20 protein-coding genes are annotated in these 24,288 nt (G+C 31.4%); 12 read left to right on the top strand and 8 right to left on the bottom strand.

The genetic code is table 11. The features are described from left to right. Window positions 1-24: 24 nt before the first annotated feature. The 3 genes from mnmG to V1T75_RS06240 all read right to left on the bottom strand — a co-directional run bounded on the left by mnmG (window position 25) and on the right by V1T75_RS06240 (window position 5,722). Window positions 25-1,902: a tRNA uridine-5-carboxymethylaminomethyl(34) synthesis enzyme MnmG gene (gene mnmG / locus V1T75_RS06250; RefSeq protein ID WP_330487700.1), complete on the bottom strand. Its 1,878-nt coding sequence runs from the start codon at window positions 1,900-1,902 to the stop codon at window positions 25-27. Between the two features lie 30 nt (window positions 1,903-1,932). Further along, a complete protein-coding gene (ybeY, locus tag V1T75_RS06245; RefSeq protein ID WP_330487699.1) occupies window positions 1,933-2,349 on the bottom strand; it encodes an rRNA maturation RNase YbeY in 417 nt (138 codons plus the stop codon). 88 nt (window positions 2,350-2,437) lie between these two features. Further along, the gene (locus V1T75_RS06240; RefSeq protein WP_330487698.1) at window positions 2,438-5,722 is read right to left on the bottom strand and encodes a DUF4175 family protein; all 3,285 of its coding nucleotides are present in this window, start codon (window positions 5,720-5,722) and stop codon (window positions 2,438-2,440) included. A 203-nt stretch (window positions 5,723-5,925) separates the two neighbouring features. On the opposite strand from V1T75_RS06240, the gene V1T75_RS06235 reads away from it, so the two are divergent. The 3 genes from V1T75_RS06235 to gltX all read left to right on the top strand — a co-directional run bounded on the left by V1T75_RS06235 (window position 5,926) and on the right by gltX (window position 8,983). Beyond that, a complete protein-coding gene (locus tag V1T75_RS06235) occupies window positions 5,926-6,159 on the top strand; it encodes a hypothetical protein (protein WP_330487697.1) in 234 nt (77 codons plus the stop codon). 127 nt (window positions 6,160-6,286) lie between these two features. Then, window positions 6,287-7,132 (top strand): hypothetical protein, encoded by an 846-nt coding sequence (locus V1T75_RS06230; RefSeq protein ID WP_330487696.1) that lies wholly within the window; start codon window positions 6,287-6,289, stop codon window positions 7,130-7,132. Window positions 7,133-7,465: 333 nt separating this feature from the next. Then, window positions 7,466-8,983: a glutamate--tRNA ligase gene (gene gltX, locus V1T75_RS06225; protein WP_330487695.1), complete on the top strand. Its 1,518-nt coding sequence runs from the start codon at window positions 7,466-7,468 to the stop codon at window positions 8,981-8,983. Between the two features lie 51 nt (window positions 8,984-9,034). On the opposite strand, the gene V1T75_RS06220 is transcribed toward gltX, so the two are convergent. Both V1T75_RS06220 and V1T75_RS06215 read right to left on the bottom strand, forming a co-directional pair. Then, window positions 9,035-9,628, bottom strand: coding sequence for a hypothetical protein (locus V1T75_RS06220; protein ID WP_330487694.1), 594 nt, complete (start codon window positions 9,626-9,628; stop codon window positions 9,035-9,037). Between the two features lie 56 nt (window positions 9,629-9,684). Continuing rightward, the gene (locus tag V1T75_RS06215) at window positions 9,685-10,119 is read right to left on the bottom strand and encodes a TerB family tellurite resistance protein (protein ID WP_330487693.1); all 435 of its coding nucleotides are present in this window, start codon (window positions 10,117-10,119) and stop codon (window positions 9,685-9,687) included. A gap of 404 nt (window positions 10,120-10,523) precedes the next feature. Here V1T75_RS06215 and V1T75_RS06210 point away from each other — a divergent pair, with 404 nt between their 5' ends. Beyond that, window positions 10,524-11,030 carry a nuclear transport factor 2 family protein gene (locus V1T75_RS06210; RefSeq protein WP_330487692.1) on the top strand — a complete coding sequence of 169 codons (507 nt, stop codon included), beginning with the start codon at window positions 10,524-10,526 and terminating at the stop codon, window positions 11,028-11,030. A 360-nt stretch (window positions 11,031-11,390) separates the two neighbouring features. Further along, window positions 11,391-12,620: an RNA methylase gene (locus V1T75_RS06205; RefSeq protein WP_330487691.1), complete on the top strand. Its 1,230-nt coding sequence runs from the start codon at window positions 11,391-11,393 to the stop codon at window positions 12,618-12,620. A gap of 66 nt (window positions 12,621-12,686) precedes the next feature. Here the strand turns inward: V1T75_RS06205 and V1T75_RS06200 are convergent, their stop codons facing one another. From V1T75_RS06200 to V1T75_RS06190, 3 genes are all read right to left on the bottom strand, one after another. Continuing rightward, window positions 12,687-13,406 carry a hypothetical protein gene (locus tag V1T75_RS06200; protein WP_330487690.1) on the bottom strand — a complete coding sequence of 240 codons (720 nt, stop codon included), beginning with the start codon at window positions 13,404-13,406 and terminating at the stop codon, window positions 12,687-12,689. Window positions 13,407-13,502: 96 nt separating this feature from the next. Further along, entirely contained in the window at window positions 13,503-14,243 is a 741-nt protein-coding gene (locus V1T75_RS06195; protein ID WP_330487689.1) for a LytR/AlgR family response regulator transcription factor, read from the bottom strand. Window positions 14,244-14,245: 2 nt separating this feature from the next. Further along, window positions 14,246-16,078 (bottom strand): histidine kinase, encoded by a 1,833-nt coding sequence (locus tag V1T75_RS06190; protein WP_330487688.1) that lies wholly within the window; start codon window positions 16,076-16,078, stop codon window positions 14,246-14,248. Between the two features lie 203 nt (window positions 16,079-16,281). Here V1T75_RS06190 and V1T75_RS06185 point away from each other — a divergent pair, with 203 nt between their 5' ends. The 7 genes from V1T75_RS06185 (at window position 16,282) to V1T75_RS06155 (ending at window position 24,172) form a co-directional block, all read left to right on the top strand. Then, window positions 16,282-16,443 carry a hypothetical protein gene (locus tag V1T75_RS06185; RefSeq protein ID WP_330487687.1) on the top strand — a complete coding sequence of 54 codons (162 nt, stop codon included), beginning with the start codon at window positions 16,282-16,284 and terminating at the stop codon, window positions 16,441-16,443. A 62-nt stretch (window positions 16,444-16,505) separates the two neighbouring features. Next, window positions 16,506-16,718, top strand: coding sequence for a hypothetical protein (locus tag V1T75_RS06180; protein WP_330487686.1), 213 nt, complete (start codon window positions 16,506-16,508; stop codon window positions 16,716-16,718). A gap of 459 nt (window positions 16,719-17,177) precedes the next feature. After that, a complete protein-coding gene (locus V1T75_RS06175; protein WP_330487685.1) occupies window positions 17,178-18,098 on the top strand; it encodes a hypothetical protein in 921 nt (306 codons plus the stop codon). Then, window positions 18,095-19,609 (top strand): PIN domain-containing protein, encoded by a 1,515-nt coding sequence (locus V1T75_RS06170; protein ID WP_330487684.1) that lies wholly within the window; start codon window positions 18,095-18,097, stop codon window positions 19,607-19,609. The genes V1T75_RS06175 and V1T75_RS06170 overlap by 4 nt, the downstream gene beginning before the upstream one ends. Before the next feature lie 9 nt (window positions 19,610-19,618). Further along, window positions 19,619-19,990 carry a hypothetical protein gene (locus V1T75_RS06165; protein ID WP_330487683.1) on the top strand — a complete coding sequence of 124 codons (372 nt, stop codon included), beginning with the start codon at window positions 19,619-19,621 and terminating at the stop codon, window positions 19,988-19,990. Window positions 19,991-20,041: 51 nt separating this feature from the next. After that, entirely contained in the window at window positions 20,042-23,401 is a 3,360-nt protein-coding gene (gene mfd, locus V1T75_RS06160; protein ID WP_330487682.1) for a transcription-repair coupling factor, read from the top strand. A gap of 477 nt (window positions 23,402-23,878) precedes the next feature. Continuing rightward, on the top strand, window positions 23,879-24,172 hold the full coding sequence (locus tag V1T75_RS06155) for a GIY-YIG nuclease family protein (protein ID WP_330487681.1): 294 nt from the start codon (window positions 23,879-23,881) through the stop codon (window positions 24,170-24,172). Window positions 24,173-24,288: the final 116 nt, after the last annotated feature.

Below are 24,288 nucleotides of genomic sequence, written 5' to 3'. Positions count from 1 at the left end.
TTTTTTGTAAATCTAAATTAAAAATTATCTACCCATGTAAACCAGTAAAACCGATATATCGCTTGGCGATACTCCACTTATTCTACTTGCTTGTGAGATGGTTGTAGGTTGTATTTTAGACAGTTTTTCTCTCGCCTCAAAGGATAAAGATTTTACTTTACTATAATCAAAAGTAGCGGGAATAGGCACGTTTTCTAACCTGTTTAATTTATCAGCATTGTTTTTTTCTTTTTCAATGTAACCCGAATATTTTAAGTGGATTTCAACTTGCTCTATTATTTCATTATCAATTTTGTTTTCTTGAATATAGTTTTCAAGCTTATCAATAGATCTAAAATCAGAAAACGTTAATTGAGGTCTAGCAGCAATTTTATACAATTTCATAGATTGGTTAATTGTTGCTAAATTTTTACTTTCTAAAATAGGATTGATTTCTTCTTTGCTTACGCTTAATCCTTTTATATAATCGATTAAGTTTTCAGTTTTATTTCTCTTCTCTTCTACTCTATTCATTCTTTCTTGAGAAGCCAATCCTAATTTATAAGCTTTTTCTGTTAAACGCAAATCGGCATTATCTTGTCTTAATAATGTTCTATACTCAGCACGAGAAGTAAACATTCGATACGGTTCTTCTGTCCCCTTAGTAATTAAATCATCAATTAAAACTCCAATATAAGCTTCACTTCTTTTTAAGATAAATGGTTCTTTATTTTGGGTTTTTAAAGCTGCATTCACACCTGCCATTAAACCTTGAGCCGCTGCTTCTTCATAACCTGTTGTACCGTTAATTTGACCAGCAAAAAATAAGTTATCAATTAACTTAGTTTCTAAGTTGTGTTTTAATTGTGTAGGTGGAAAATAATCGTATTCGATAGCATAACCGTACCTGAAAAATTTTACGTTTTCAAATCCAGGAATCGAACGTATGGCTCTGTCTTGAATGTCTTCTGGAAGCGATGTAGAAAATCCATTTACATAAATTTCTACGGTATTCCATCCTTCAGGTTCGACAAAAATTTGATGACGTTCTTTCTCTGCAAAACGATTAATCTTATCTTCTACAGATGGACAATAACGTGGTCCTGTAGATTTAATTCTACCATTAAACATAGGGGAACGCTCAAAACCCTCTCGAAGTAAATCGTGTACTTCTGGATTGGTGTAAGTGAGGTAACAAGAGCGTTGTTTTGCCAACGGTTTTGTTAGGGGTAAATAAGAGAATTTTTCTGGAGTATCGTCACCAGGTTGTTCGGTCATTTTAGAATAATCTAATGAACGACCATCAACACGAGGAGGGGTTCCTGTTTTCATTCTACCAGCTTCAAAACCTTTGGCTACTAAATCTTCAGTAATACCTGTTGAAGCTCCTTCTCCTGCTCTACCTCCACCAAATGTTTTTTCACCTATATGAATCAATCCATTTAAAAAAGTACCCGCGGTTACAATTACTGTTTTGGCTTTTATTTCTAAACCTAGAGCTGTTTTTACTCCTGTAATTTTATCACCTTCAAACACTAATCCATTCACAGAATCTTGATAAAAATCTAAGTTCTCAGTTTGCTCTAACATGGTTCTCCAGCATTCGGCAAATTGCATTCTGTCTGATTGAGCTCTTGGACTCCACATAGCAGGCCCTTTAGATTTATTTAGCATTTTAAACTGAATTGCAGTCTTGTCAGTTACAATACCGCTATACCCCCCAAGCGCATCAATTTCACGAACTATTTGCCCTTTTGCAATTCCACCCATAGCAGGATTACAACTCATTTGAGCAATGTTTTGTAAGTTCATTGTAAGTAACAAAGTGTGTGCTCCCATGTTTGCACTAGCTGCTGCTGCTTCGCTACCAGCATGTCCACCTCCTACTACAATTACATCGTATGTTGTATTAAATAAACTCATTTTTTATAATCAGTTCCACGTGGAACTCTTTTATTTTTTATCTAAAATTTCTAAACATTCATTTTCTTTAGAGCGCATAATTTGCTTCTCTTCATCAGTCTTATCTTTGTATTTCATATAATGTAAAATACCATGAATTATTACGCGATGTAATTCATTTTCAAACGAAGTATCAAACTCCTTTGCATTCTCTTCTACTCTTTCTACTGAAATAAAAATATCACCCCCAACTAACTTACCTAATGTGTAATCAAAACTGATAATATCTGTTAAGGTATCGTGTTGTAAAAACTCTATATTTATTTTATGTAAATAAGCGTCATCACAAAAAATATAGTTGATTTCTCCCAATTCAAAACCTTCTCTTTCTATACATTCTTGTATCCATTTAGAAGTGTTTTCTTCATTGTTTAATTGAAACTCGGTTTCGTAATTAAATGCAATCATTTCTTTATATCAAATACTATTGTTATTATTTCTTTAACTCAATTAAAAAGCAACAGTATTTAATATAATTTAAAGGCTTTTTAATAGGCTATTTCTTATCCTTCGGAAGGCTAAAGTACTCTTGCACCTTCTTTTTGTAATTTTGGCGCAAAGGTAGTGATTGTCTGTTTAATATCTCGGTTTGGTTATAAAACAACTTTTTAAACTTCAATTCCTTAGTTGTATTGTTATTAAACTCTTGTAAATTGGTGTTCGATTTACGTTGTTTTTCTCTATTTTGTTCGAATGTAGCCTTGTCTAATTTAAGTAACTCGTAGTGTAGCTGCTGCATTCTATTAAGGCTCTCTTGCCTAAACCCTTTTTCTAAAATCTCATTTTCTAGCTCTTCCATCTTCTTTAATGCTTTCTTCGCTTCTTTATTAGCACCGTTTCCTTCTTTAATAGCATTTTCTAATTGTTCTCTTAATAGAGATTGCTCTTTGTAAATTTGATATAATTCACCATCTAAATCATCATTTTGTTCACCGTTTTGTCCCTCTTTATCACCTTTATTTTCTCCATCTTTTGGGTTTCCTTGATTTTTCTTTTGCATACCTTGTTTCATCTTCTCCATTAATTCATTTTGCTTTTGAATGATGTCTGGCAAGCTAAACGATTTACCTTTCCCCTTCCCTTTTCCATTTCCAGGTTTAGGATTTTGCATAGCGTCTAAAGTATTACTCAACATATCTGCTAATGTATTTGCTGAAGTCATTACATACTGTTGATTAGAAATTCCATTTTGAAAATAATTATCTGCAAAATTTTCTAAAGATTGATCTAAATTATAATGCGCTTGTGCTAGGTGATCTTGAATCGTTGATGAAATACTAGGAACTCGCATTGAAAGTACAAATAAACTATCATCAATATGTTCAAAATAGGTTTTAAGCTGGTGTTGTTTTTGAAGGTTTTTACCAAAGTTTGGATGTGATGAATTAGCGGAAGAAAACTCATCCATCAAAGCTTCCTGATCAAATGAAAAAGTAATAAGGTTTTCTAATATTTGACGTAAACCTTCCATATTTTCTTCTTCCATTTCTGCACTCATTGATTGCATTGATTGTTGCATCTTCTGACTCATTTGCTGCATTTTTTTAGCAGCCTCTTTTTGATTTTTTTTTGTTTCAGAAGCGTTATTCTTATCTAAATTTTCTTCAGCTTTCTTGAGTTCTTCTTGAGTTTGTTTTTCTAAATCTTCCATAGAAGGCATTTCCATGGGGCGTTTTAAAGCTTGATTATCTTTTTCTAAATCATCTAACTCTTTCTTTGCTTTTTGAAACTCTTCATTAATTTGTTGCTGTTCTTCTTTACTAGCTTCTTTGTTACTTAACTCCTCTTGTTTTTTTGATAAATCATCGAGTTTAGTTGCTAATTGATTCATCTTTTGCTCTACATAAAAGCGTTTAGTCATTTCTAAAATACGTTCCAAACTACGTTCCTGTTGTTTGTTTTGTTCAGCCAGTTCTTTTGTCTTTTTAATTAAATCTTCTTTCTTAAGTTTATCTGCTAGTTGGTGTAATTCATCTAATAATTTTTGTTGCTTTTCTAACTTCTTAAGTTCTTCAATACGCTTTTTAAGGTTTTCTTTTTTCTGCTCAAGACTTTCATTTTCCTCTTTCTTTTCAGAAAAATTCTCTTGTAATTTTTGTGTCTGACGTTGCATCATTTGCTTGTATTGCTCTTGACGCTTTATTAAATTCTGAATTTTCTTTTGATCGTTCCAGTTGATATTCTTTTTGTTTTGTAAATCAAACTGAATTTTCTCTAAATCTTTCTTATTTTTTTGTTGTTGATCTAGTGAGTTAGTTATGTTTTCTATGTAGTTTTTTTGTTCTTGTAATAGCTCTTCTTCTATTTCATCTTCTGTTTTTTGTCGGTAGCTAAACTTTTTACTCATGGCTTTTTTACTACCATTTACAACATCATTATCATATACTTGAAAGTACATTTCATAGTCTATTCCCTCTTTTAAATCCAAACTTCCAGGAAATTCAAAATAAAAGGTTTGAAGAATCTCTTTAGTTGTGTTAATTAATTGATTGTTAGTATTTTGATTGTTGTTTTTATCGTAATAAATCAATTCTAACCTCTTAAAACCATAATCATCAGCAATTTGACCTACAAACTGTGCATTTCCTCTTGCAATACTATCAATATTTGAATTTACATTAATAGTTGGATATTCATCTTTAGTAACACTTATAGAAAATTGCAATTGTTCGTAATCTATTAGGTTTTTGTTAGATGTTGTAATTTGATAATTCGTAGTGTTTAGTACACGTTTTGTAAACTCAAATTCATTGTTTTCTTTTTGTTTAAAAATTGTTCTTTTTTCTTTTTCTATAAAGGTAACTGTATCGGTTTCAGAAGTTTTTACGTCCCATTTTATAATTGTTCCTTGTGGAACATTTAAGTTTCCTGTGTTGTTAATTCTTTCAGAAGCTTTGCCTATATATGACGGATAGGTTAGGTTTAATGAGATATTTTGAATGGAAGGAGTTTTAACAACTGTTATGGCATACTCATTAGATTCAATTCCGTTGGCACTTGCATAAAATAAGATAGGATGTTGAACTTCAGAAAACGTATATGAAAACAAACCATTTCCTTCATTTTCCATAAAGTATTGCTGATTGTTAAAATGAATTTTGGTTTCCTGTGGTATCACCTCCCCTTCGGTTTGTATGTACACCGTTATATCTTTTCCTTTAATAACACGTAAATCTTTTGCTGTTAAATTAAAATAAAAGGGAGCTGGAGGAGTATACGCTACCGAATAATTTACTACGCGATTAAAACTTTGAGAGAGTTTAGAAGAGGTACCTGTGAGCATAGAAATTCCCCAAATAAGCACAGGAATCAAGGCGTATTTTAAATATGCTTTATTTGCACGAAAATCAATAGCTCTGTTAAAAGAAACTGGCTGCAATTCTTTCGATTTTTGCTCAATACTGGCAACTAATAAATCCGATTGCTGATTGTTTTGTTCTAATTGTAAAACATTTAATAATTTGTCTTTTACTTCAGGAAAGTGATTTCCGATGATTTTAGAAGCCTCTTCAAAAGAAATTCCTTTTTGTAAGCCTGCAATTTTAAAAATAGGAAAACAAATAAAACGAAAAAATAAGAATGCTTCTACCGCAATAAATAACCAAAATAAAATAGTTCTAGCCGTTGGTTGTAACCATAAAAAGTATTCAACAAACAGCGTGAATAGCAAATAAATTAGTCCTAACGAAACAAACAAAATGCTTCCTTTTATCAATTCATTTGTGTAAAACTTCTTACTAAACTGCTTTAGTTTTTGCTGTATTTTATTAAAATTTCCCATATCTAAGTATAAAAATACATGTTTTATGAGAAAATCTTAGTTAAAGATTTATTTAAACACTTCTATTTCATTAATAAACTACTTTATATAACCTATGCAAGGTGAAAAAAATAAGGATTTACCATACCTTTTATAAGGTAAAAAAGACAATGAGTATTTAAAGTTGAATTAAATTGCTAGTGCTAATTTTAAAAACATTAACAATGTTACAAAACATTTCAAATTTAGGAACACTACTAAATAAAGTAGCGCAACAAAACATTAACGGAGGTTTCTTTTCTGGAACGAACGAATGTGATATTACAGGATGTCATGAAAGTTACCCAGGAGGAAGTGGGTATGTTGGCCGTGGCGAAGGAAATCCATGTGCATTTGATACCCCTACAGGTGTAAGTTGTGTTGGAATTATACAAAACGATTTATGTTGTATAAGTTAAAAACGAATATCACAGAGCAGTATTTACCTAAATACTGCTTTTTTAAAGAGTAATAAAAAAATGCTAAATAATATGTCTTTTGTAAGGAATCTAAGCTTTTGCAAACTAATACAAAAAATATTTTAGTATGAAACAACTAGTTTTACCAGCATTGTTTTTAATTACATTTAATGCTTTTTCTCAAAGTCCGTGGACAAAAAATAAAAATGAAGGATATCTTCAAGCTTCATTTACTACTATTGGAAGTTATGATAAAATATATGGCAATCCAGAGTATAAACCCCAACGAGAAATAACCGATAATACATTACAACTATACGGAGAATATGGAGTAACAGACAAAACAACTTTCTTTGCTACCATTCCGTTAAAAATGATAAAAACGGGCGATTTTACCGAAGATATGTCTGTTATTTTTCCTTCTTTTACTATTGACGAAGCTTCTGAAACTTTATTAGGAAATATTCAATTAGGAATAAAACACAACTTTTCTAATAATAAATGGTTGTTATCAGGACAACTTTCTATTGAAGCGAATACAAGCAGTTATCAAGAAAATTCAGGAATACGAAGTGGCTATGATGCGTGGACATTCACACCGTTATTTTTAACAGGAAGAGGTTTTGATTCATGGTATATACAAGCATTTACAGGATTTGATATTAGAACAAATAACTATAGTTCTAACTATAAATTAGGAGGAGAAATAGGTTACAAAGCTCTAAATTGGTTGTGGGTAGCAGGCTTTTTAGACGGTGTTGCCTCTTTAAAAAATGGTGATGTAGTATTGCCTCAAGAAAACCTAGCTACTGGCTTGTATGTAAACAACCAAAGCTATGCTGCTTTTGGATTAAAACTTATAGGAGAGTTCAATAAATCTTTTGGAGCTAATGTTGGGTTTGGAGGTGCTTTTTCGGGAAGAAATGTGGCCAAAGCCCCAGCATTGAGTTTCGGATTGTATCATAAATTTTAGAAAGTAAAACACCTCTTACTTATTTTAAGACAAAAGTATGGGCTTTTAAAATTCAATTCAAATTGCTCGTATTAATTTTAAAAAACGATAAAGTTCTTAGGCAGTATTTCAAATTTAAATCTAGGCATTAACTAAACAGGGTCGTTTTGGATTTATGAGGAGTCAGCACGACCAAGATTGTTCAAGAAACGTTATATTACTTTCAATAAAGCCTATCAATATAAATAACAGTTAAAAAAGCGAGTTTAACTCGCTTTTTTTCTTTTTTCTCTTTCCTCCTTTTTCTTTTCTATTAACATACAACTATCTTTGCGCTTTCAAATCAATAAAAAAATGACTGAGAACGTAAGAGTACGCTTTGCTCCGAGTCCGACAGGACCTTTACACATAGGTGGTGTAAGAACTGCTTTATTCAATTATTTATTTGCTAAAAAACATAACGGAACCTTTGTTTTACGTATAGAAGATACAGATCAAACCCGTTATGTAGCCAATGCAGAACAATATATCATCAATTCGTTAGAGTGGTGTACTATTCCATTTGATGAAGGTCCAGGTAAAAACGAAAAATTCGGACCTTACCGTCAGTCAGAACGTAAAGATTTGTATAAAAAATACGCAGATCAGTTAATTGAAACTGGTTGGGCATATTATGCTTTTGATACAGCTGAAGAACTAGATGCACATCGTAAAGATCACGAAGAAAAAGGAAAAACCTTTATCTACAATTGGCATAATCGTCAAAAATTAAACAATTCCTTGGCTCTTTCTGCTGATGAAGTTACAGCTAAGATTAATGCAGGAGAAAAATTTGTGATTCGTTTTAAAACGCCACAAGATGAAACGTTGATTTTACAAGATGAAATCCGCGGTACCATAAAAGTAGAAACAAACACCTTAGACGATAAAGTATTGTTTAAATCTGACGGTATGCCAACGTATCACCTAGCAAATATTGTAGATGACCATTTAATGGAAATTTCACATGTAATTCGTGGAGAAGAGTGGTTACCTTCTCTTCCACTCCATGAATTATTATATCGAGCATTTGAATGGAAAGCACCTAAATTTGCACACTTACCATTAATTTTAAAACCAGTAGGAAAAGGAAAATTAAGTAAGCGCGATGGTGATAAACTTGGTTTTCCAGTATTTCCGTTAGCATATACCAACGAACAAACAGGAGATGTTTCACGTGGATACAAAGAAGACGGATACTTTGCTGATGCATTTATCAATATGTTAGCATTCTTAGGATGGAATCCAGGAACAGAACAAGAAATTTTTAGTTTAGAAGAATTAACAGAAGCGTTCGATTTAGCGCGTGTGAGTAAATCAGGAGCGAAGTTTAATCCAGATAAAACCAACTGGTTTAACCAACAGTATTTACAACAAAAGGACAACGAAGAACTTACAGCGTTGTTTTTACCAATTCTTAAGAAAAAGGGAATAACGGCAGATAAAGATTGCGTAAAAAAAGTAGTTTCTTTAATAAAAGAGCGTGCGACGTTTGTCGCTGATTTTTGGGAGTTATCTAGCTTTTTCTTTGAAAACCCTTCAGAATACGAAGCGAAAGCGGTTAAAAAGCAATGGAAAGACACTACAAGTGAATTAATGCAAGAACTCATTCAAGTGATTTCTAAAATTGAAGACTTTTCAGTTGAAAATGCACAGACTGAAATTAAAGGCTGGATTACCTCAAAAGAAATAGGCTTTGGTAAAGTAATGCAACCCCTACGTTTAAGTTTGGTAGGAAAGCTAGCGGGCCCAGATTTGTTTGATATTATGACAATGATAGGTAAGCAAACCACGATTACTAGAATACAAAACGCGATAAACGAACTATCATAAAAATAAAAAAGCCGCTTAAATAGCGGCTTTTTTTATATATTAAATAGCGGTTTAAAACATACAACCTCCTAAATGTTTGGCAGCATTACGACCACTATTAGCACTACCGTTATTCCAGTTTAACTTAAATACAACACCCAATGTTCCTTGAATATGTGAACGCATACTTTCATATCCCTCAAAAGAATGTTTGTAGTATAGTTGAGGATTAATACCTACTTTATCACTAACCCAGTAAATTCCACCACCTCCAATATTTAATGTAGGAGTCATTTTACGTTCAGAATCAACCAAACTACCCCCTACAAAAACATAAGGAGCTAGCTTATTAAATACGGCATTAAAATTATAACGAAATGAAGCATCCATAGAGAAATACTTAGCAGAATTAGAAATAAACCCAACATCATCAATAGTATTAAACGACATGGCACCGTCTAAAGAAAAGCGATCACCTATAGGCATGGTTAAACTCAATGTAGGAACTTGAAACAAGTATTGATCACCAATATAAGCAGCATCACTTTCGTTAAATTTAGTTATTCCAAAACCTACACCTATTTGCCAAGAGTCGTTTAAATTTTGTGAAAAAACGGAAGTTGTTAAACAAGTAAAGATTGCTATGAATAAGATTTTATGTTTCATCGGGAGAATAGTGTTTAGAGTAATAACTGGTTTAATAAGTTTTTAGTATAATTAAGTTAATTGGCATTTACTTTTTTAATAGCTGCGGTAAAATCATCCAAGTCGTTATTGTTTAAAATTAAATGAACGGCTTCATCACAAACTTTTTCAGCATTTTCTGTAGAGAAGTGTAAAGCAATAGCAATCTTACGAAGTATCCCCACTTCTTCTTTGGCTACATCTTCATCTGCAAAAATCATCTTGGTTAAAAGAAACAAACGTTCAATACGCTCATCATAACTAACAGGAGCATTTATTGGAAACTTTTCTGGATTTTTTAAAATAAGTTTGTACTCTTCTTCACTAATGTTTAATTTTTTAGCAGCTCGGTCTAATAACAACTGTTCTCCTTCTGAAATAATTCCATCAGTTTCAGCAATTTTTACCACACTAGCAAAGTGCCCTATTTCTTGTTTGTGTTTTCCGCTTGAATATAAATCTGATATTGACATAATTTTTTGTTTTTTATGATTGAAAGTAAGTAGTATTTATTTTTAGAAGTAAAATTTAAATAAAGTCATATAAATACCGCCGAAAGTTAACAATTCTAACCAAAAACAAAGTATTATTTTTTTTTATTATAATTAAAAAACACATAAAATCTATTAATAAAAAACAGTGTTTTTTTATCTGTTTTAAAGAGTTTTTATTTTTAACTAATACAAATACTTATGGAAGCTGCTTTTAATCCTTTAAAATAGCGATTATACGGGTTTCAATAAAAAAGATAGAGAAAAAAATAAAAGAATAAACAATACTTATAAAGTTTTAAAAAAGAATCAATAAAATTTAAAATAGTTTTACTCTTGAAAAATGATTAACTTGTTAACAAACGAATTTTTAATCTTATCAAAAAATGAAAACGGTATATACTATTTTAATTTTTTTAGTTTCGGTAACGCTGAGCTTTTCACAACATAAGCAAGAAATAGAAAAAGAGGTTAATGAACAAATATGGAAACCGTTTAAAAAATCTTTTGAAACCAGAGATTGGAAATCTTTCAATCGTTTGCATTCTGATGAAGTCTTACGTGTAAATAAATATGGAATTCGTACAGGAGCCGAATACAAAAACTCAATCGAAGTATCTTATCAAAAACCAACAACCAAAAAGCGACAAATCGATTTTTGTTTCAATCAAAGAACTTACAAAGAAAATACAGGTTACGAAGTAGGGTATTACCGAGTTATATATACTGAAAAAGATAAAGAATCTCGCATAGTGTATGGTAGGTTTCACGTGGTATTAAATAAAAAGAATGGTACTTGGCTAATTGCACAAGATTGGGATACTGACACCATGAATGGAAAGTTAATTACCAAAGAAGATTTTGAATCAGGTAGCTGCTTAAATACAAAATAATCACCATCAGTTACGTCATTGCAAGCCTTTCAATTGTTGTACAAAACAGGTCATGTTAAAGCAATTTTTAAGTAGAACGCTCTCAACAAACAAATTACTTTATCGCACCCTTTTGTAAGGCCTTTGAGTTGACATTTTAATCGTAGAAGGAAATCGTAAAAGTTCATTAGAGCTAGCTCTTATTTAAGACAGTCAGAAACATCCTAAAAAGCATCCAATGCACAACTAAAAGGCTTCTTGATGGTTCACTTAAATCATAAGAAGGTTGAACTGGTATAACTGAGTAAAATAAAGGAATAAAAGCGTAAAAAGGACCTTGAAAATTTCTTATTTTTACGATACAAGCTTTAAAACCCGTCTATGAACAACGAGAAAAATTCCGAAACGTGGAAAAAACTCTACCAAAACGCACAAGAACTCACCAAACCAACTTCGATAGATAATCTCCTATCTGATGACGATCTAACCTTCTTAAAACAAGAATTAAAAAACATCATCAATCGGTTTTTAGACAAAGGAGAATTGCATAAAGGCATTAAAGTATATATAAACCACGAGCTTCAAAACGGAATTGCTGAAGAAATGGCAGCCAATAGACCCGAAGAAAATGAAAGCATTGAGCAATGGTGTATAAAACTATTCGGAAATCAAAAATTCGGAGTTGTTTTCAATAGTTTAGAAAGCTTTAGCAATGAATTTACCGAGAGAATGTGCCATATTGTTGCTCCCTTACTTGAAAAAGCAGGAATGCCTTTGGGCGGACTCTCTTTTTTATTTTTTATGGGCAACTATGGTTTTACCCCTTTCGGAATTCATAAAGAAGCCAAAGGAGAAGAAGGTTTTTTGTTTCATTTAGGCCCCAACCCTAAAGATTTTTATACTTGGGATATTGAAGAATACAACCAAATAGAACACAATACTCAGGTGTTCCACGAGGTAGATGCAATGTTACCAACATCTACAACATATCCGTTAAAAGCAAAATCGGCCATGTTTATTCCACATCATGTATATCATATTGCCAAAACTGATGAATTTTCGTTGAGTGTGGTAATGGATTATATCAATCCGTCGAGAGACTATTTAGAAAAAACAATTGCCACACAAATAGCCTCAAAAGAGTTACCAAAAAATCCGAAAGTAGGATATTTACCGCCAGTAGATATCAACACCGATGAATTAGATTGGAATAGCTTATTAAACCGTGAAACGTGGGAACAGCAATACCAAAAAACACTTACAAAATACATAACGAAACTAAAAAGTAACGCAGGAGTTTTACAACCTTCAATACCTGAAAACAAAGAAGGTTTACCCAATCCGCCGTTTCAAATTACGGGAAAAACAATTTTCCCGTTGATGATACATACAGAAAACACAGAGAAAACTTGCATTATGGCAAGAGGAAATGAGGTTATTGTTAGCAACAACTCACAGTTAAACACACTTATAGAGAAACTAAATACAGGAGAAACCCTACATTTTGATGAACTACAAAAGGCCCTCACTCCTACTTGGGAATTGATGGATGTATTTGACTTTGTAAGTCAGTTAGCACGAACTGAAGCGATTGTTATTTGTAAGGAATAAGGTTGTGTTTTTATATTTTGTTATTACTGATGTAAATATTTTTCTCACAATTACTTTAAAAATCTACTAATCTGTGCTATTTCTTAAGGTTAAAATTAAAGAAGTAGTTAACTCTTGTAAGTAGTTAAAATTAGAAGGAATAAAAACACCATTACTACTAGTTAAAGAAACTCCATCATCATATAAGTTGGTACTTAGCGTCCATAAATTTATAATACGATCTTTATCATTAAGATAATTGGTAAAACTACTATAGTTGTATAAAATCAACTTATTAGGAATATAAACCTCCCAGTCATAGGAGTTGTGTATATAATAATAATACAAACTATAGTCATTTAAAACGTCGTAGCCCCTTTCTAAAGGATCTGGTTCTGGAGATGATATGGGGTGTGTAGGCTCTCCTTCAGGATCTGTTCCCCTATTATAATTACCATATTGCTGCTTAAATGCAATTTCAAACGCATTTCTATTATTTTCTAACAAAGTTCTAAGGCTAACTTTTAAAGACTTTCCAGTATATAACCTGTAAAAGTATTCCCTTGCATCTTCGTTTTCTATTAAAGTACGCCCAATTAAAAAAGAAGTCATATACATCATATTATGAACTTCTTGGGGTTGTAGTACAATAGGAATGTTGGTTACAATACCAGAAGTGTTTTTAGAAGCAATAATATTAACGATATCGTTTTCAACAGTATTTGATAGATGAATATTTTCAGTTTCCTCATTGCAAGACATGCATGCTAAAAGCACACTAAAACACATAATTTGTAAATACCTCATACTCTTATTTTTTTAGTTTAAATCAACTAAAAATAGCAAACGTATGTAAATTATTATCGAAGAATTCAAATTTGCAAGGAACAAATGCTAAAACGTTTATTTCTTAAAAAGAATTTGCAAAACTTCATCTTTTCTTCTGGTGGCTACAGGAATATTGTATCCATTTTTAGTTACTAAAAAGCCCTCATTAAGGTATTTGGTAACGTAAGAGGTATTTATAATATATGATTGATGACACTTTAAAAAGAATTGGCTGTTTAATAAGGGCTGAATTTTTTTCAAAGGCTTTGAAACAACTATGTGTTCATTGTTTAAATAAAAAGTAGTATAATTTCCGTCAGATTTACAATAAATAATATCTTTAAAATCAACTAAATGTTGCGCTTCTAAAGTTTTTAATACAATTTTATTATGAATATTATTTGTGTAGTAGTTGTTAGCAACTGTTACTAAATGTTCTTTGGTTTTTAACTTACGATGGTTATGGATGGCTTTTTTAACAGCAGTTTTTAGTTCATCATTATCAATGGGTTTTAATAAATAATCTAAAGCTCCAAGTTTAATCGCTTTAATAGCATGAGAGTCATATCCGGTAACAAAAATGATATCGAAATTTAACTCAGGTAAAACAGCTAAAATGTCAAAACTTGAGCCATCACCCAAATCAATATCCATAAAAACAAGATCTGGGCTATGTGTAAGGATAGATTTTATACCTTCTTTTACTGAAGAGGCTTCATCTATAATACTAATTTGTTGTTGAAAACCTTTAGTTAACAACTGCTTAAGCTCATCTCTAACATGCTTTTCATCTTCAATAATTAATCCTTTTAACATATTTATAATTCTATATATGGAATTGTTAATTCAACGCTAACCCCGCGTTTACCAGTAGTTGCTAATTTGTTTGTTATCAAAACTTCTTTACCCGTCATCTTGGTTAGAAACTGATTAATTAAATTAATAGATGATTCTTTAGGGTTCTTTTTTTTCTTAAAACCAACACCATTATCATCAATAACACATACAAGGTATTCTTTTTTACAAGAAATTTCAATATCTAATTCTCCTTTACAATCTAGTTTTCCAAAGCCGTGAATAATGGTATTCTCAACAAAGGGCTGTAATAGCATAGGAGGAATATGCAACTCGTTTGCAGTTACAATATTATTTTTTAAAGTATAATTAAACCTGTCAGGAAAACGAAACTGTTGCAGTTCAATATAATCTTGTAGCGATTGTAATTCATCTTCTAAAGGAACATAATCTTTGGTAGAATTATCAAAGACTGTTCGCAAGAGTCTCGAAAACTTAACAATATAGTTAGCATAATGTGTTTTATTATTTTCAACCCCTTGTTTTATGAGACCTAAGCTGTTAAAAATAAAATGCGGATTCATTTGTGAACGCAACAAACGTTGTTGTAACAAGAAATTTTGTTTTTCAATTGTAAACCTTCGTTGTTTGTAAAAATTTAAAACAAATATGCTAAGAGCAACAATTACTAATAATAACAACAATAAAAGGTATTGGTTGCGTTGTAGCATAATACTTTTAATTTCAGCTTTATTCTTTTCGAGTTGTAATGTTTTTTCTTTTTCGTAAGACTCTTGCAAAACCCGAAGTTCGTTATTGATTCGACTATTATAATTCTTCTCTAAGTACAAAAGAAGAGAATCTAATTTAGGCATCACAATATCAATACCTTCTTGCTGTTTGTAAGCAATTTCTAAGGTTGTTTTTAAAATTTCTTTTGTATCAACAAAAGCAACATCTACCAATCCAATATCAAAAATCAAACCAATATACTTTTCAGCATTTTTATAATCGTTTAACTTAAAATAAGTAGTAGATAAATTAAGGTATGTGTTAATTAACCGCTGAGAACCTGATTGTTTTGAAAGTTTTTTAGAAAAAAACAAGGCTTTTTTATAAGGAACAATAGCCTTATGGTATTCCTTTTTTTGATTGTAAGCATACCCTTGAGCACTATATAATTGATACTTAGTTTTGGTGTTTAAGAGTTGCTCATAAGGAAGAACTTTATTAAGCTCTTGAGTCGCTTTTAGAGGCTTGGATAAACTGCTGTATAAGGTTGCATTGTCTATTACAGAAATTAAATAATTAACAGTGTCTTTGTTTTTTAAATAAAGTGTAGCCGCTTTTTTACTAGCAAGCAAAGCCTCTTCATATTTTTTTAAAGCCTTTTTTACCTGTTGCTTGTTACTATACACATAGGCCTTTTTTGCATAATCTGTGGGATCTAATAAAGAATTTAGTTTTTCATTAATACCCGCAGCATTTAAATAATCATTTTTTATTGTAAAATACATAGCATATAAGGCTCTGAAATACAAAAGTTCTCTATTGTTTTTAATTTTTTCTGATGCAAACGAAGTTGCATAAATTAAATCACTAATGGCTTCGTCATGCTTTTGCAGTTTATAATTAAAGCGGGAAGACATATAGGCATATTCAGCCTTTAAAGAATCGGAAAGATGATTGGTAGGAATTTTTTTAAGCTCTTTTAAGTAAAAGAGTAATGAATCTTTAGAAATGCCTTCTTTGGTTTTTTTGTAGTAAAAGTTAGGAGGTTTAGAAATAGTATTTAAAGACTTTTTTTTACAAGCAAATACCACACAAAACAATAACAAACAATAAACCTTTTTCATTTTCCTTTATAATAACCGAAGCTAAAATTAACAAAATTTATAGAAGACGATAAAAAGTAGTCATCCATTAACTTAATATTAGCATTTACAAAAAAGTAGAGTAAACGATTATGAATCGGTTACTTACAAATTTGAAATAGTTAAAAAGTAATTGTTAAGGCTGCTACTTTAGTGGAGAAATAAAACCTTAACACTTTTTAATTATGAATACAATTATAGCCCAATTAGGCACTGTTTTAAACAAAACAGCACAAAAATCAATCAACGGGGGTGGACGTGTTGTTTGTGTTGGAACTTGCATTAATATACATGGAGGATTACCACACTGTGTTCCTTGCGGAAATGAAGAACCTCCAAAAGAATAAAAACAGACATCATCTTTGACGGTCTATAAATAGCTCAAAGACTCATTAAAAATTAAATACAAATGAAAAAAACAATTTTAAACTTAGGAACTGTTTTAGGTAAAACAGCCCAAAAAGAAATTCTAGGAGGATTTAAAACCCAAGCATGCTATACAGATAGTGATTGCTGTAATTTTCAACACAACTCATCGTATGGTTATGTATGTGAGTTACAAGGAGGAGATACAGGTATTTGTGTCCCTGGAATCTTTGGTGAAAATCCATGCGGACTATAATCTAAACCAACAGAAAAAGAAGGTGTTTGAAAAAACACCTTTTTTTATACAAACTTTTTTCTACAGAACAACAGTTTCCTTTGTGGTATCATTTCGAGCCATAGCGAGAAACCGTAAGATTCAGCCTAGCTAAATCTCATTCAACACCATTACAAACTCACACACAAATAAATAACCCTTGCCTCCCTCCTCTTTTTTTACTATGTTTAACACGCTAAAAAAGTAAAAAGTAGTACTACCCCTTATCTCAACTATTTTTTATAAATAACAAGTAACAACAAACACTTCTTTATGGGTTGCCGTAAAGGTTTGTGGTTGTATATATTTAGTTTTATTATAAAAAAATAATACATGAATAATTCTTATTTTTTATACTCTAATGAAGAAGACATTAGAGTTGTTCGTTTTCATATTTGTACATGGGAATTTAATAATGATAATTCATTGATAGAGTTTGGGTTGGAGTTAGATTATGACTCTATTAAAACTAAAAACAGTTTAAAATTAGATTTAATTATACCATGGTTATCTGAAAAAAATAAAATTAAGGATTATTATGAAAAGTTAATTGACTCAAAAAACAGTAGGTTTATATTCAATGATTCTATTGAAAGTACAGAATCTCTCGATGGAGGAAACAACAGAAAGGGTGTAATTCATTACTTTAAAAAAAGAGATGAACTTTGTATTTTACCTGCCAATTTAAAAAATAAATTTAAAGAGTTTAAAATTGAAATTAATATTGATTTGCCTATAAATCAAATAAGTTGTAATCCCTATATACGTTTCGCTGTTGAGTTAAAAAATTATAGTTTATCTACAATGAGTAAAGGTATAGGTAGATCAACAAAAATTTATGATATTAAAGTTAATGAAAATCGTAATATTCCAAATAGTTTAGTACCAGTAATTAGTAAAGCTTTCCCGTGTCAAATTGATAGTTGTTTTTGTTTTCATATAATACCAAACAACTTTAACTTAACGTTTTTGGAAACCGAATATTTAAAAAGTGTACGAAAATTAGAATATGAACCATTTAAAAACTATTTTAACGACTCACGTTTAAAAAAAGATAACTTAATAGTTGTTTTTCTAAAAAAGAAAGAAAATGAAAGTTTTTCTTTTTTCTCAATATTTACAAAAGAGAGGATAGGAACCAATCAAGTGGCTTTAGCTATATTTTTAAATATAATATGTGCTTTTTTATTTTCATTCCCAGATATAAGAGAAAAAATTTTTTTAAAAAAAGAGGGTAAAATTGATTTTAGTAATATTCCAATGGAATATTTTATTGGTTTTTTTATTGTAATTTCTATGGTGTTTTATTTTTTCTATCCAAAAATTTATAAGCATTTTAAAAATTTATTTAGAAAAAGATGATAAAAGTTTTATTAGACACTAATATTATTATTCACAGAGAGGCAAACAAAATTATTGAATATGATATAGGTCAGTTATTTAATTGGATAGATAAACTTCACTATGAAAAATATATTCACCCAATTACAATATCAGAAATTGAAAGCTACAAAAATAAACAAGTAGTAGAAACTTTTTCAACAAAATTGGATAGTTATAATCAAATAAAACATCAAATATCTTTCTCTACAGAAGTACAAGATGTAAGTGATAAATTTGATTTTAATCAAAATGATATTAATGATACACATTTATTAAATGAAATATTTGAAGGAAGAATAGATTTACTTATCACGCAAGATAAAAAAATACACCTTAAGGCAGAAAAACTTGGAATTTCTGATAAGGTATACAAAATTCAGTCTTTCTTAGAAAAAGTAATATCCGAAAACCCCGACTTAGTGCAGTATAATGTACTTGCTGTGAAAAAAGTTGACTTTGCTGAGGTAGATATTAAAGATAGTTTCTTTGATAGTTTTAGAGAGGATTATAATGAATTTAATTCTTGGTTTAAATCTAAATTTGATAAAGTTTGCTATGTATGTTATAATGACAATAATTTAACTGCTTTTCTCTACATTAAGGTAGAAGATGAAACGGAAAATTATTATGAAATAAAGCCATTGTTTTCAAAGAAAAAGAGATTAAAAATAGGAACATTAAAAGTTATAAGTAATGGGTATAAAATTGGCGAAAGGTTCTTAAAAATAGTATTCGATAATGCTATTCAATACAAAGTAGAAGAAATTTATGTAACTGTTTTTGACAAAAGACCTGAACAAGGACAACTAATTGATATGTTAAAAGATTGGGGTTTTGTTGAACATGGAATAAAAACAACAAAAAATGGAGATGAAATTGTCCTTGTAAGACCATTTGGAAAAACTTTACCAATTAACATTAATAAACCTAAACTTTCATTTCCATTTTTTTCTAGAAAAACTAGAAAATATATAGTCAAAATAGAACCACAATATCATACAGAATTATTTCCTGATAGTATAAATACTAGAGAGGATGAAACAAAATATATAGAGAATGAACCTCATAGAAATAGAATAGGAAAAGTATATATATCACATTCATTTGATAGGCATCTTAAACCAGGAGATATTTTAATTATTTATAGAATAGGAGAAACAAAACCCAAAAAATATTCAAGTACTGTAACTTCAATTTGTATCGTAGAAGAGGTTATTAATGATTTTAAGTCTTTTGAAGATTTTTACAAAGCTTGTTATAGAAGAACGATGATAAAAAAAGAAGATTTAGAAAAGAATTGGTGGAATAAGAAAAAATACAAACCATTTGTTATAAAGTTTCTTTATGCACATTCATTTCCAACACCAAAGCCAACGCTTAATGATTTAAATAAAATTGGTGTAATTCCTGATATAATGAACATGCCTCTTGGTTTTATTGAAATAGACAATAATCAATTTAATAATTTAGTTAAATTTGCTTATAAATAAAAGAATCTTATGAAAGTAGTGTTATCAATAAAGCCTGAATTTGCATTTAAAATTTTTGATGGTACAAAAAGATTTGAGTTTAGAAAGGCTATTTTTAAAAAAGATAATGTAAAATCTGTTATAGTTTATGCTTCATCACCTGTACAAAAAGTCATAGGAGAATTTGAAATAGGTGAAATAATTAATAATGACCTTGAAACCCTTTGGAATCTAACAAAAGAGTATTCAGGAATAACAGAAGATTTTTTTTACGAGTATTTTGCTGATAAAGAAAATGGGTTTGCTATTCAAGTAAAAAATAAGAAAATATATAAAACTCCAAAATGTTTAAAAACAGATTTTAATTTACACCCTCCTCAGTCGTTCGCTTACGTGAAATAAAATATTTTATAAAAAAATAATCCTCGTACATTTGCGTAAAATTTTTGTACGTTGAGCAAGCAAGCAATTGTAAACCACTACCAACAATCTGAAAATGTAAAACAGATTGTTCATCAGCTTCAACAAGATCCACACCATTTTCAAATCACGAATTTGGTCGGTTCTTCGTTGTCTTTTGTCATTTCCGAAACTTTTAAACAAGCCGATAAACCTTACTTGTTAATTTGTAACGACAAGGAAGAAGCCGCGTATTATCTGAACGATTTAGAGCAGTTATTAGGCGATAAAAACGTGTTGTTTTATCCGGGTTCGTATCGCAGACCCTATCAGATAGAAGAAACCGACAATGCCAACGTGCTCTTGCGTTCAGAGGTGTTAAACCGTATCAATTCTCGTAAAAAACCTGCGATTATTGTTACCTACCCTACTGCCCTGTTCGAAAAAGTAGTCACCAAAAAAGAGTTGGAAAAAAATACGCTCAAAGTGGTGGTGGGCGAGCAAGTATCGCTCGATTTTGTCAACGAAGTACTGTTCGAATACCATTTTAAACGGGTCGATTTCGTAACCGAACCAGGAGAATTTTCGGTACGTGGTGGAATTATCGATGTGTTTTCGTTTTCGCATGACGAACCCTATCGTATAGAGTTTTTTGGCGATGAGGTAGACAGCATCCGAACCTTTGATGTAGAAACGCAACTTTCTAAAGAAAAACTGAAGAAAGTAAGCATTATGCCCAATGTAGAAAACAAAACACTACAAGAGTCACGAGAAAGCTTTTTAAAATACATATCAGCAAAAACCGCTGTTTTTGTGAAGAATGTAGACTTACTAAGCGATTCGCTGGATAAATTCTACCGAAAAGCAGAACTATCATTCAACGAATTATCTACCGAAATCAAACACGCAAAACCCGAAGAATTGTTTTGCAACGGAGAGCTGATTCGAAATCAATTACAAGAATTTACATTAGCATATTTATCAAATAAAACCGAGGGTAAAAACCTTACTGAAATAAGTTTTAATACGCATCCCCAGCCCTCTTTCAACAAAAAATTCGACCTGTTAATTCAGAATTTCAACGAATTTTCTGCCAAAGGATTTACCAATTATATCTTATGTTCTAACGAACAGCAAGCACAACGTTTCCACGATATTTTTGACGACCACGAAGAAGCTGATGCTGAGCGTAGTCGAAGTAAAGTTTCGTATGAAACCATTGTGTTTCCGTTGTATCAAGGATTTGTAGACATTGATAGTAAAATTGTTTGTTATACCGATCATCAAATCTTTGAGCGTTATTACAAATTCCGACTCAAAAACGGATACGCAAAAAAACAATCCATTACCCTACAAGAATTGACCAAATTAGACGTAGGTGATTATGTAACCCATATCGACCACGGAATTGGAAAGTTTGGCGGACTCCAAAAAATTGATGTAGAAGGCAAAAAACAAGAAGCCATTAAGCTAATTTATGGCGACCGTGATATTTTATACGTGAGTATTCACTCGCTACACAAAATTTCTAAATTCAACGGAAAAGATGGAAAACCACCTAAAGTATATAAACTAGGGTCGAATGCTTGGAAAAAAGTCAAGCAAAAAACCAAAGCCCGCGTAAAACATATTGCGTTCAACCTAATTCAGTTATACGCAAAACGAAAACTACAAAAAGGATTTGCTTTCGGACCCGATACGCACATGCAGCATGAGTTGGAAGCAAGTTTCTTATACGAAGATACGCCCGATCAGTTTTCTTCTACCCAAGAAGTAAAAGCCGATATGGAAAAAGAACAACCGATGGATCGTTTGGTGTGTGGTGATGTTGGTTTTGGAAAAACAGAAATTGCCATTAGAGCGGCTTTTAAAGCGGTAGATAACGGAAAACAGGTTGCGGTGCTTGTACCAACCACCGTTTTGGCATTTCAGCACTTTAAAACCTTTTCTAAGCGATTAAAAGACTTTCCGGTTACCATTGATTATCTAAACCGTTTTAGAACCACAAAACAGCGCAAAGGCGTGTTAGAAGGAATTGCTGATGGAAGTGTGGATATTGTGATAGGAACGCACCAGTTAACTAATAAAGCAGTTCAGTTTAAAGATTTGGGATTGTTGGTTATTGATGAGGAACAAAAATTTGGAGTAGCAGCCAAAGACAAGCTAAAAACGATTAAGGAAAACGTAGATACGTTGACCTTAACGGCTACACCAATCCCGCGTACTTTACAGTTCAGTTTAATGGCGGCGCGTGATTTATCGGTCATTAAAACACCACCACCCAACCGTCACCCTATAGAAACCAACGTGATTCGCTTTAGCGAAGAAACCATTCGCGATGCAATTTCGTACGAGATTTCTCGTGGTGGACAGGTATTTTTTATCCATAATCGTATTGAAAACATCAAAGAAGTAGCAGGATTGTTACAACGTTTAGTACCAAGTGCTAAAATTGGTATTGGTCACGGACAAATGGAAGGAAAAAAGTTAGAAGAACTCATGCTAGGTTTTATGAACAATGAGTTTGACGTATTGGTGTCAACGACCATTATCGAAAGTGGATTGGATGTACCGAATGCCAATACGATTTTCATCAACAATGCGAATAATTTCGGACTGTCGGATTTACACCAAATGCGTGGTCGTGTAGGACGTTCGAACAAAAAAGCCTTCTGTTATTTTATCACACCACCGTATCATCATATGACCGACGATGCGCGTAAACGAATTCAAGCATTAGAGCTGTTTTCTGATTTAGGAAGCGGATTGAACATTGCCATGAAAGACCTGGAGATTCGTGGTGCTGGAGATTTGCTAGGAGGTGAACAAAGCGGATTTATCAATGATATTGGTTTTGATACCTATCAGAAAATCTTACATGAAGCGATTGAAGAATTAAAGGAAAATGAATTCAAAGACTTATATCCTACGGATGAAAATGCACCGAAAGAGTATGTAAAAGAGGTGCAAATTGATACCGATTTTGAAATTCTGTTCCCAGATGATTATGTGAATTCGGTTACCGAACGTTTGAGTTTATACAACAAATTAGGAACCTTAACTACGGAAGAAGAATTACAAACCTTTGAGACCGAAATTATCGACCGTTTTGGAGAGTATCCAACGCAAGTGGCCGATTTATTAGACAGTGTTCGTATCAAATGGTTGGCGAAAGAATTAGGTTTAGAAAAGGTGATTTTAAAGCAAAAACGCATGTTGGGTTATTTTGTATCCGATCAGCAAAGTGCTTTTTATCAAACCGAAGCATTTACCAAAATGTTGAGGTATGTACAGCACAATCCGAAGAGTTGTGTAATGAAAGAAAAGAAAACCAAAAACGGACTGCGCTTACTCATCACGTTTATTAAAATTGATAGTGTACACAAGGCGTTAGAAACCTTACAAAAAGTATAAAACGTCATTCCTCGCTCGCAATGACGGTACAAAGAAGTTGTCAGTTCGAGTGGTTTTCACGATTGGAATGAGAGAAAATTGTATCGAGAACTAGTTTGTATGTATCTCGATACAAATTTCTTTCCTCTATCGAAAAAGAAATTCACTCGATGTGACAATGTAAACTCACGATTTAAAGATTGCTTGATTTCCACTTCGATTGCACTTAGTGTCCATTTGCAATTAAGGAAGAAGTTGTCAGTTCGAGTGGTTTTCACGATTGGAATGAGAGAAAATTGTATCGAGAACTAGTTTGTATGCATCTCGATACAAATTTCTTTCCTCTATCGAAAAAGAAATTCACTGGATGTGACAATGTAAACTCATAACCAAAAGATTGCTTGATTTCCACTTCGATTGTACTTAGTGTCTATTCGCAATTTAAGGAAGAAGTTGTCAGTTTTGTAAAAAGTAACTAATTTGTTGATAAAATTTAAAATGAAAATATACTTTGTTTACATATTAAAATGTTCAGATAAAAGCTATTATACAGGAGTAACTTCCAACCTTTCTCAACGAATATTTCAACATCAAAATGGAACTTTTAAAGATAGTTATACTTCAAAAAGAAGACCTGTTGAATTGGTTTTTTATTGTGAGTTTACTAACGTAGAAATGGCTATTGAAAAAGAAAAACAAATTAAAAAATGGTCTAGAGCAAAAAAAGAAGCTCTTATAAATAATGAGTTTGAAAAACTACCTAATTTAGCAAAGAAGAAGTTTAATAATTAAGCCTTGTCAGTTCGAGTGGTTTTCACGATTGGAATGATTGAAAATAGTATCGAGAACTAGTTTGTATGCACCTCGATACAAATGTCTTTCTTCTATCGAAAAAGAAATTCACTCGA

The organism is Tenacibaculum sp. FZY0031 (assembly GCF_036350695.1).
GTDB lineage: Bacteria > Bacteroidota > Bacteroidia > Flavobacteriales > Flavobacteriaceae > Polaribacter.
The sequence above is the reverse complement of the archived record's forward strand: the minus strand, read 5'-3'. Positions and strand labels throughout refer to the sequence as shown.

Bases quoted from the DNA above. Each gene is read 5' to 3' on its own strand.
- mnmG (WP_330487700.1), bottom strand. From the start codon at position 1,902: ATGAGTTTATTTAATACAACATACGATGTAATTGTAGTAGGAGGTGGA.
- ybeY (WP_330487699.1), bottom strand. From the start codon at position 2,349: ATGATTGCATTTAATTACGAAACCGAGTTTCAATTAAACAATGAAGAA.
- V1T75_RS06240 (WP_330487698.1), bottom strand. From the start codon at position 5,722: ATGGGAAATTTTAATAAAATACAGCAAAAACTAAAGCAGTTTAGTAAG.
- V1T75_RS06235 (WP_330487697.1), top strand. From the start codon at position 5,926: ATGTTACAAAACATTTCAAATTTAGGAACACTACTAAATAAAGTAGCG.
- V1T75_RS06230 (WP_330487696.1), top strand. From the start codon at position 6,287: ATGAAACAACTAGTTTTACCAGCATTGTTTTTAATTACATTTAATGCT.
- gltX (WP_330487695.1), top strand. From the start codon at position 7,466: ATGACTGAGAACGTAAGAGTACGCTTTGCTCCGAGTCCGACAGGACCT.
- V1T75_RS06220 (WP_330487694.1), bottom strand. From the start codon at position 9,628: ATGAAACATAAAATCTTATTCATAGCAATCTTTACTTGTTTAACAACT.
- V1T75_RS06215 (WP_330487693.1), bottom strand. From the start codon at position 10,119: ATGTCAATATCAGATTTATATTCAAGCGGAAAACACAAACAAGAAATA.
- V1T75_RS06210 (WP_330487692.1), top strand. From the start codon at position 10,524: ATGAAAACGGTATATACTATTTTAATTTTTTTAGTTTCGGTAACGCTG.
- V1T75_RS06205 (WP_330487691.1), top strand. From the start codon at position 11,391: ATGAACAACGAGAAAAATTCCGAAACGTGGAAAAAACTCTACCAAAAC.
- V1T75_RS06200 (WP_330487690.1), bottom strand. From the start codon at position 13,406: ATGAGGTATTTACAAATTATGTGTTTTAGTGTGCTTTTAGCATGCATG.
- V1T75_RS06195 (WP_330487689.1), bottom strand. From the start codon at position 14,243: ATGTTAAAAGGATTAATTATTGAAGATGAAAAGCATGTTAGAGATGAG.
- V1T75_RS06190 (WP_330487688.1), bottom strand. From the start codon at position 16,078: ATGAAAAAGGTTTATTGTTTGTTATTGTTTTGTGTGGTATTTGCTTGT.
- V1T75_RS06185 (WP_330487687.1), top strand. From the start codon at position 16,282: ATGAATACAATTATAGCCCAATTAGGCACTGTTTTAAACAAAACAGCA.
- V1T75_RS06180 (WP_330487686.1), top strand. From the start codon at position 16,506: ATGAAAAAAACAATTTTAAACTTAGGAACTGTTTTAGGTAAAACAGCC.
- V1T75_RS06170 (WP_330487684.1), top strand. From the start codon at position 18,095: ATGATAAAAGTTTTATTAGACACTAATATTATTATTCACAGAGAGGCA.
- V1T75_RS06165 (WP_330487683.1), top strand. From the start codon at position 19,619: ATGAAAGTAGTGTTATCAATAAAGCCTGAATTTGCATTTAAAATTTTT.
- V1T75_RS06155 (WP_330487681.1), top strand. From the start codon at position 23,879: ATGAAAATATACTTTGTTTACATATTAAAATGTTCAGATAAAAGCTAT.